This is a genomic window from Telluria sp. AZSoR62, assembly GCF_058111565.1.
In genome coordinates this window covers 1-255 of the sequence record NZ_JBYTST010000425.1, presented here as the reverse complement: position 1 = coordinate 255, position 255 = coordinate 1, and the positions used below count along the sequence as shown (strand labels likewise).

Here is a 255-nt window from a genome sequence, read left to right as displayed (position 1 = left end):
AGCCCTTCGCGGTCGACACGCTGGTGGCGCGGGTGATTGACCTGATGTCGTCGAGAGCCAAATAGCAACCCAAGCAGACTGGCTGCGGCCAAGGAGTGATAAATGGTGACTTTCCTGATTTTCCTGATCGCCTGCGGTGCAGCCGCAACCACCGGCATGGTTTTCAAGCCCGGCCAGTGGTACGCGCAGCTCAACAAACCGAAGTTCACCCCGCCCAACTGGGTGTTTCCGGTGGCGTGGACGACGATCTATCTG

General features: G+C 59.2%; 1 protein-coding gene. It reads left to right on the top strand.

Going from position 1 to position 255, the window contains the following annotated elements:
- Positions 1–102: 102 nt before the first annotated feature.
- On the top strand, positions 103–255 hold a 153-nt coding region (locus tag AC3XQU_RS24320; RefSeq protein ID WP_489876683.1), incomplete at its 3' end, for a tryptophan-rich sensory protein.